The organism is Nonomuraea sp. NPDC049504 (assembly GCF_040676845.1).
Lineage (GTDB): Bacteria > Actinomycetota > Actinomycetes > Streptosporangiales > Streptosporangiaceae > Nonomuraea > Nonomuraea salmonea.
This window is the reverse complement of sequence record NZ_JBFAPT010000071.1, coordinates 1-7,150: the sequence shown is the minus strand read 5'-3', so window position 1 is coordinate 7,150 and position 7,150 is coordinate 1. Positions and strand designations below refer to the sequence as shown.

The following is a 7,150-nucleotide window of genomic DNA, read 5'->3' as shown; positions in this document are numbered from 1 at the left end:
GCCGCGTTGCGGCCGGCGCTCGCGGCGCGCGGCGTCCCGCAGATGATCTACTTCGACAACGGCAGCGCGATGGTCGACGCCGCGGTGAAACGAGCTGCGGCCCGCCTCGGCATCAAGATCGCGCACTCGGCGCCGGGCCGTCCGGAAGGCCGGGGGAAGATCGAGCGGTGGTTCGGCGAGGTCAGACGCCAGTTCCTGATCGAGATCGCCGGAGACGGGGAGACCTCCGGCACGAAGGTCACCAGCCTGGCCGAGCTGAACCGGCTGTTCACCGCCTGGGTGGAGACCGCCTATCACCGGCGCGTCCACTCCGAGACCGGGCAGACACCCCTGCAGCGCTGGATGGCCGGCTGCGCGGACGCGCCGTTCCCCACGCCGACCCCGGCGGCGCTGACCGAGGCGTTCAAGTGGAGCGAACGCCGGCAGGTCCGTAAGACCAGCACGGTTCAGCTGTTCTCCAACTTCTACCAGGTCGACGCGTCCTTGATCGGCCGCACTGTTGAGCTGGTCTTCGACCCGTTCGATCTGAACATGGTCGAGGTCCGCTGGAACGGCCGGCCGCAGGGGATGGCGGTCCCGCAGGCCATTACCCGCAACGCCCACCCCAAGGCCAAACCCGAGATGCCCGCCGCGCCCGAACCCGCCTCTACCGGCATCGACTACCTGCGGCTCCTGGAGGTCAGCCACGACCAGCGGGTGGCCACCGGCATCAACTACGCCGCCCTGATCGACCCCCGTCAGCAGGCCTCTGACCAGGGCGGCGGCCACGGTGTTGACGAAGAACAGTCCGGCGATGATGCGCCATGACCGGCCAGGACGACGCTCAGCCCGGCCTCGCCCCCGGCCTCGAACCTGGCGGTGATCCCGCCCCTGATCCCGAAACCGATCCCACTGCGCCCCAGCCCTCCGGCCGGCCTGCCTCACCGGCCGCGCCGGTCCTGACGGCCCCCGCTCCTGAACCCTCCAGCGCCCGCTCCGCCCGGTCCCGGCGGCGAGAAAGTGACGACGACTCTCCCATGATGGACAAGCTCCAGGGCTACTTCGGCTTGTCGAAGACCCCGTTCGGGCGGGGCCTGGCCCCCGCCATGCTGCACCGCCACGCCGCCCACTCCGAGGCCATCGCCCGCATCGCCTGGTGCGTCGCCGAACGAGCGCTGGGCGTGGTCACCGGCGAAGTTGGCGTCGGCAAGACCGCCGCCACCAGGGCCGCAATCTTCGGCCTCGACCCGGCCCGGCACATCGCCATCTATCTCGGCAACCCCGACGTCGGAGTACGCGGCATCCACACCGCCATCGTCACCGCTCTCGGAGGGGTCCCCAAGAACCAGAAAGCCACCCTGATCCCCCAGGCCAGCGACATGCTCGCCACCGAGCAAGCAGAGCGCGGCCGCACCCCCGTGCTCGTGATCGACGAGGCGCACATGCTCGCCCACGACCAGCTCGAATCGGTGCGCATGTTGACGAACTTCGACATGGACAGCTCCAGCCCGTTCGCCACGTTGCTGATCGGCCAGCCCACCCTCAAACGCAAGATCAAGCTCGGCGTGCTGGCCGCCCTCGTTATCTGAAGCCCTGCTTCTGCTGTCTTCCATGTCCAGCACGCTCTTCTTGAGGGCTGCGATCCGCTTGGTGGACATGGTTATCTGCCTCCCTATCCAGCACGTGGATCAAGTGGAGGAGCAGTGCACGTCCAACGCGTGGAGATTCCCGGGAGACCAGAGCCGTCCTGGACGGTTCTGGGAGATGACGACCTTCCCGTCGAGCCGATCGAGCGATACCTGAGCTACCTGACCGACATCGAGCGGTCCCCGAACACCGTCAAGGCCTACGCGCACGACCTGAAGGACTACTTCGCCTTCCTCCTGCGGCGCAGCCTGGACTGGCGGGAAGTACGGCTGGAAGACATCGGCGAGTACGTCGCCTGGCTCCGCCTGCCCCCTGCCGGTCGCGAGGGTCACGTCGCCGTCCTACCCGCGGTCGAACCGCACGTCACCGCTGCCACGATCAACCGCAAGCTGTCGGCGCTGGCCGCGTTCTACGCTCACCAGGCTCGGCACGGAGTCGACCTGGGCGAGCTGTTGATCACATGGGGGCCACCGGCTCGACGCGGCGGCTGGCGACCGTTCCTGCACCACATCAGTAAGGACAAGCCGGAGCCCCGGCGCACGATCTCCCTCAAGGCGCCGACCAAGCTGCCGCGCGTGCTGACGGTGACTGAAACCCAGACGCTGCTGGATGCCTGCGACCGCCTCCGCGACCGCTTCCTGCTCGCGCTGTTATGGGACAGCGGGATCCGCATCGGCGAGGCCCTCGGCCTGCGGCACGCCGACATCGCCGCCGCCGAACGGCAGATCACCATCGTCCCCCGGATCAACGACAACGGCGCCCGCTCCAAGTCCCGCACGCCGCGGACCGTCCCGGTCAGCGAGCAACTGATCCGGCTCTGGGCCGACTACCTGACGATCGAGTACGGCGACCTGGACAGCGACTACGTCTTCGTCAACCTCTGGGCCGACCCGCAGGGCCAAGCGCTGACCTATGCCGCCGCCTATGACCTGGTCCGACGGCTGCGCCGCCGCACCGGGCTGGCCTTCGACCCGCACTGGTTCCGGCACACCATGGCCACCCGGCTGCTGCGCGACCAGGTGCCGATCGAGGTCGTCGCCAACCTCCTCGGTCACGTCTCGGTGACCACCACGACCTCCATTTACGGTCACCTGACCGCCGAGGACGCCCGCCGCACGCTGCAGGCAGCCGGCTGGTTCACCGACCGGGAGGTGACCTGGTGACCCCGACCTCCAACAGCAGCCGGGAACTGCCCGCCGCCCATCCGGGCCTGCTGGAGCGATTGATGACCACCGTCCAGCCGCGCTTTCGCAGCGACATCCTCACCTTCGAGCCGTCCGACCCGGTCTTCGGCGGCGATCCGTGCCGGGTGCCAGGATGTGATCGCACCGGCCGCACCCGAGGCCTGTGTCGCTACCACTACCTGCAGTGGAATCAGCACCAGCCCGACCTGGGCGAGTTCATCGCCACCGCGGACCCCACCTGGCGCCGCTATCCGGCGCCGTCGCCTTGCCAGGTGCCCGGCTGCCGCCACGGCCGTCGCGCCAAGGGCATCTGCTCACCGCATTACCAGCGATGGATAAGCGACGGCCGTCCCGAGGTGACCGAGTGGATCATGTCCGCCGGACCGGTCCCCGTCCCGCCGGACGAGGTGACGTGCCTGATCTCCTACTGCCACCTATGGGTGCAGTCCGTGGGCATCTTCTGCTACGTCCACCAGGCGGCCTGGCGACGTCACCACCGGCCCGACGTTGAGGAGTTCGCCCGCCGGTTCGACGATGAGACCTTGCTCAACCGCGACCAGCTCGACCTGCGCGCACTGCCCGTCCACCTGCGGCTGGAGATCCAGTACGTGTTGCAGCGGCGCGGCCAGGACGGTCACACCAAGGTAAACCCCGGCGAGACGCAGCGCCTGATCAACTTCGTCGTCGCCAGCGGCGTCACGTCGCTGCTGGACTGGAGCGAGCAGCAGTGGAAGGAATTCCTGCCCGCCTCCGACCGCAAGTCATATGCCCCGCCACTGATCTATGGCCGCAACCAGATCGAAGACCTCGCCGTCGGCCGCGGCTGGCACGTCGAATACCCCCGCGACATCTGGCGACTCCGCAAACTCGACATCACCGACCCCGTCGCCCACGTCCGCTTCGACCAGATCCCCCAACCCTGGCTGAAGGAGCTGATCAAACGCTGGGCACGATGGCGACTGACCAGCGGACTCAGCGCGGGGATCGCCGCCCGCGGCGCCCGCGTACTCACCCGGTTCGCGCTCTTCCTGGCCACCCCACCGGCATCGATCGCCGGAATCGGCGACATCAACCGGCCGCTGCTGGAGCAGTATCTGGCCGATCTCCACACCGAGTACGGCGGACGCAAGCTGCAGACCGAGCACATCGAGCACCTGTCCGGCTTCCTCACCGCGCTGCGCCAGCACGGCTGGGCCGACGACCTGCCGGCGGGCGCCAGAATCTTCGCCACCGACTACCCCAAGCGCGGGCAACGCCTGCCCCGCGCCCTGCCCGAGCACGTGATGGCCCAGGTCGATCACCCCGACAACCTCAGCCGCTGGGACAACCCCGCCCACAGGCTCATCACCGAGATCCTCATCCGCTGCGGCCTGCGCGTCTCCGACGCCTGCCGCCTTGCCGGAGACTGCGTCGTCCACGACGCCGAAGGCGCCCCCTACCTGCGCTACTTCAACCACAAGATGAAACGCGAGGCCCTGGTCCCCATCGACGAACAACTCCTCGCGCAGATCGCCCACCAGCGGGAACGCGTCCGCGAACGCTGGCCCGACAGCCCACTGCTGTTCCCCCGGGCCAAGAGCAACGCCGCCGGCACACAGCCCACCGACTCCGGCTCCTATCGGCTCGGTCTTCGCCGCTGGCTCGAGCGCTGTGACGTTCGCGACGAGTGCGGCCAGCCCATTCGCATCCAGCCCCACCAGTGGCGGCACACCCTGGGCACCCGGCTGATCAACCGCGACGTCCCTCAGCACGTTGTTCAGAAGATCCTCGATCACGAGTCGGCGGAGATGACCGCTCACTACGCCCGTCTGGCCGACAGCACCGTCCGACGGCATTGGGAGAGCGCGATGAAGGTCAATATCCGAGGCGAGCAGGTCACCATCGACCCCGACGGGCCGCTCGCTGAAGCCTCCTGGGCCAAGCAGCGCATCGGCCGGGCCACCCAGGCGCTGCCCAACGGCTACTGCGGGCTGCCTGTCCAGCAATCCTGCCCGCACGCCAATGCCTGCCTGACCTGCCCGATGTTCCTCACGACGCCCGAGTTTCTGCCCCAGCATCGGCAACAACGCCAGCAAGTCCTGCAGATCATCACTGCCGCCGAAGCTCGCGGGCAGAAGCGGTTGGTCGAGATGAACCAGCAGGTCGCTGACAACCTGGCCAAGGTCATCACCACCCTCGAAGTCGACCAGCCCGGCCACGGAGACGCCGCCGATGCCATCTGACAACAGCCACCACCTGGCCGCCGCCGCTCGACGACGCGCCGAACTCACCCGGGCCAAGGCCGTCCAAGCGCTTCGCGAGCTCGTTCGGACAGGGGAGGTGATCAGCTTCGACCGCGTCGCGCGTGCCGCTGGCGTCTCACGATCATGGCTCTATGCGCAACCCGATCTCCGCGCCGAGATCGAACGTCTGCGCCAGGCCACCCGCCCAGCACCCGAGCAGCGCGTTCCCGCCATCCAGCGCACCAGCGAGGCCTCCCTCCTGGCTCGCCTCCAGTCCGCGCTCGACCGCAACCGCGAGCTGGCCAAGGAGAACCAGCGACTTCGCCGGCAACTCGCGCAGGCCCTCGGGGAGCGCCGTGCCCCACAGCTCGCTGAAGACCAGCCCGCCGAACCAGCCGGACAGCGTCGCTCTTCGATAACGATCGGACCCTGCTGACGGCTATGGCAACCGTCGCCCGCGACCTCGTCGACGACACGTCCTCGAAGCGACTGAGCTGGTCAAGGCCATGATCATATTGATCGCTCAAGATAACCCTCGCGGCCAGCACGCCGAGCTTGATCTTGCGTTTGAGGGTGGGCTGGCCGATCAGCAGCGTGGCGAACGGGGAGGAGCTGTCCATGTCGAAGTTGGTCAGCATGCGCACCGATTCGAGCTGGTCGTGGGCCAGCATGTGCGCCTCGTCGATCACGAGCACGGGGGTGCGGCCCCGTTCGGCTTGTTCGGTGGCCAGCATGTCGCTGGCCTGGGGGATCAGGGTGGCCTTCTGGTTCTTGGGGACTCCGCCGAGGGCGGTGACGATGGCGGTGTGGATGCCGCGTACTCCGACGTCGGGATTGCCGAGGTAGATGGCGATGTGCCGGGCTGGGTCGAGACCGAAGATCGCGGCCCGGGTGGCGGCGGTCTTGCCGATGCCGACTTCGCCGGTGACCACGCCCAGCGCTCGTTCGGCGACGCACCAGGCGATGCGGGCGATGGCCTCGGAGTGGGCGGCGTGGCGGTGCAGCATGGCGGGGGCCAGGCCCCGCCCGAAGGGGGTCTTCGACAAGCCGAAGTAGCCCTGGAGCTTGTCCATCATGGGAGAGTCGTCGTCACTTTCTCGCCGCCGGGACCGGGCGGAGCGGGCGCTGGAGGGGTCAGGAACGGGGGCCGGGACCGGGGTGGCCTGCGTGGCAGGCCGCTCGGAGGGCTGGGGCGCAGGAGGATTGATTCCGGGATCAGTCACGGGATCGCTGCCGGGGTCAAGGTCGGGCGGGGTGTCGTCCTGCCCGGTCATGGCGCACCATTACCGGGCGGGGTGTCGTCCTGCCCGGTCATGGCGCACCATTACCGGGCGGTTCTTCGTCAACACCGTGGCCGCTGCCCTGATCGGGGGCCTGCTGGCGGGGGTCGATGAGGGCGGCGTAGTTGATGCCGGTGGCCACCTGCTGGTCGTGGCTGGTCTCCAGCAGTCGCAGGTAGTCGATGCCGGTCGAGGCGGGTTCGGGCGCCGCGGGCATCTCGGGTTTGGCCTTGGGATGGGCGTTGCGGGTGATCGCCTGCGGGATCGCCATCCCCTGCGGCCTGCCGTTCCAGCGGACTTCGACCATGTTCAGATCGAACGGGTCGAAGACCAGCTCAACGGTGCGGCCGATCAAGGACGCGTCGACCTGGTAGAAGTTGGAGAACAGCTGAACCGTGCTGGTCTTACGGACCTGCCGGCGTTCGCTCCACTTGAACGCCTCGGTCAGCGCCGCCGGGGTCGGGGTCGGAAACGGGGCGTCTGCGCAGCCGGCCATCCAGCGCTGCAGGGGTGTCTGCCCGGTCTCGGAATGCACCCGCCGGTGATAGGCGGTCTCCACCCAGGCCGTGAACAGCCGGTTCAGCTCGGCCAGGCTGGTGACCTTCGTCCCCGAGGTTTCCCCGTCCCCGGCGATCTCGACGAGGAACTGGCGCCTGACCTCGCCGAACCACCGTTCGATCTTGCCCCGGCCTTCGGGACGGCCCGGCGCCGAGTGAGCGATCTTGATGCCGAGGCGGGCAGCGGCTCGTTTCACCGCGGCGTCGACCATCGCGCTGCCGTTGTCGAAGTAGATCATCTGCGGGACGCCGCGCGCCGCGAGCGCCGGCCGCAACGCGGC

Annotated in this window: 6 protein-coding genes and 1 pseudogene; 5 read left to right on the top strand and 2 right to left on the bottom strand. The window is 68.6% G+C overall.

Going from position 1 to position 7,150, the window contains the following annotated elements:
• The 5 genes from AB0K28_RS51475 to AB0K28_RS51455 all read left to right on the top strand — a co-directional run.
• On the top strand, nucleotides 1-807 hold an 807-nt coding region (locus AB0K28_RS51475), incomplete at its 5' end, for an integrase core domain-containing protein (protein ID WP_364385974.1).
• Between the two features lie 209 nt (nucleotides 808-1,016).
• Nucleotides 1,017-1,568 carry an AAA family ATPase gene (locus AB0K28_RS51470; protein ID WP_364385971.1) on the top strand — a complete coding sequence of 184 codons (552 nt, stop codon included), beginning with the start codon at nucleotides 1,017-1,019 and terminating at the stop codon, nucleotides 1,566-1,568.
• A gap of 114 nt (nucleotides 1,569-1,682) precedes the next feature.
• Entirely contained in the window at nucleotides 1,683-2,789 is a 1,107-nt protein-coding gene (locus tag AB0K28_RS51465; RefSeq protein ID WP_364385968.1) for a tyrosine-type recombinase/integrase, read from the top strand.
• The gene (locus AB0K28_RS51460; protein WP_364385965.1) at nucleotides 2,786-5,032 is read left to right on the top strand and encodes a tyrosine-type recombinase/integrase; all 2,247 of its coding nucleotides are present in this window, start codon (nucleotides 2,786-2,788) and stop codon (nucleotides 5,030-5,032) included. Before AB0K28_RS51465 ends, AB0K28_RS51460 begins: the two co-directional genes overlap by 4 nt.
• Complete coding sequence (locus AB0K28_RS51455; RefSeq protein ID WP_364385977.1) at nucleotides 5,022-5,468, top strand: DUF6262 family protein; 447 nt, start codon at nucleotides 5,022-5,024, stop codon at nucleotides 5,466-5,468. Before AB0K28_RS51460 ends, AB0K28_RS51455 begins: the two co-directional genes overlap by 11 nt.
• Before the next feature lie 139 nt (nucleotides 5,469-5,607).
• On the opposite strand, the pseudogene AB0K28_RS51450 reads toward AB0K28_RS51455, so the two are convergent.
• A pseudogene (locus AB0K28_RS51450) lies at nucleotides 5,608-6,039 on the bottom strand (AAA family ATPase); the annotation flags it as partial.
• Between the two features lie 304 nt (nucleotides 6,040-6,343).
• Nucleotides 6,344-7,150 (bottom strand): integrase core domain-containing protein (locus tag AB0K28_RS51445; RefSeq protein WP_364385962.1); only part of this gene is annotated, 807 nt, incomplete at its 5' end.

Coding starts and splice junctions, on each gene's coding strand:
- AB0K28_RS51470 (WP_364385971.1), top strand. CDS start 1,017: ATGATGGACAAGCTCCAGGGCTACTTCGGCTTGTCGAAGACCCCGTTC.
- AB0K28_RS51455 (WP_364385977.1), top strand. CDS start 5,022: ATGCCATCTGACAACAGCCACCACCTGGCCGCCGCCGCTCGACGACGC.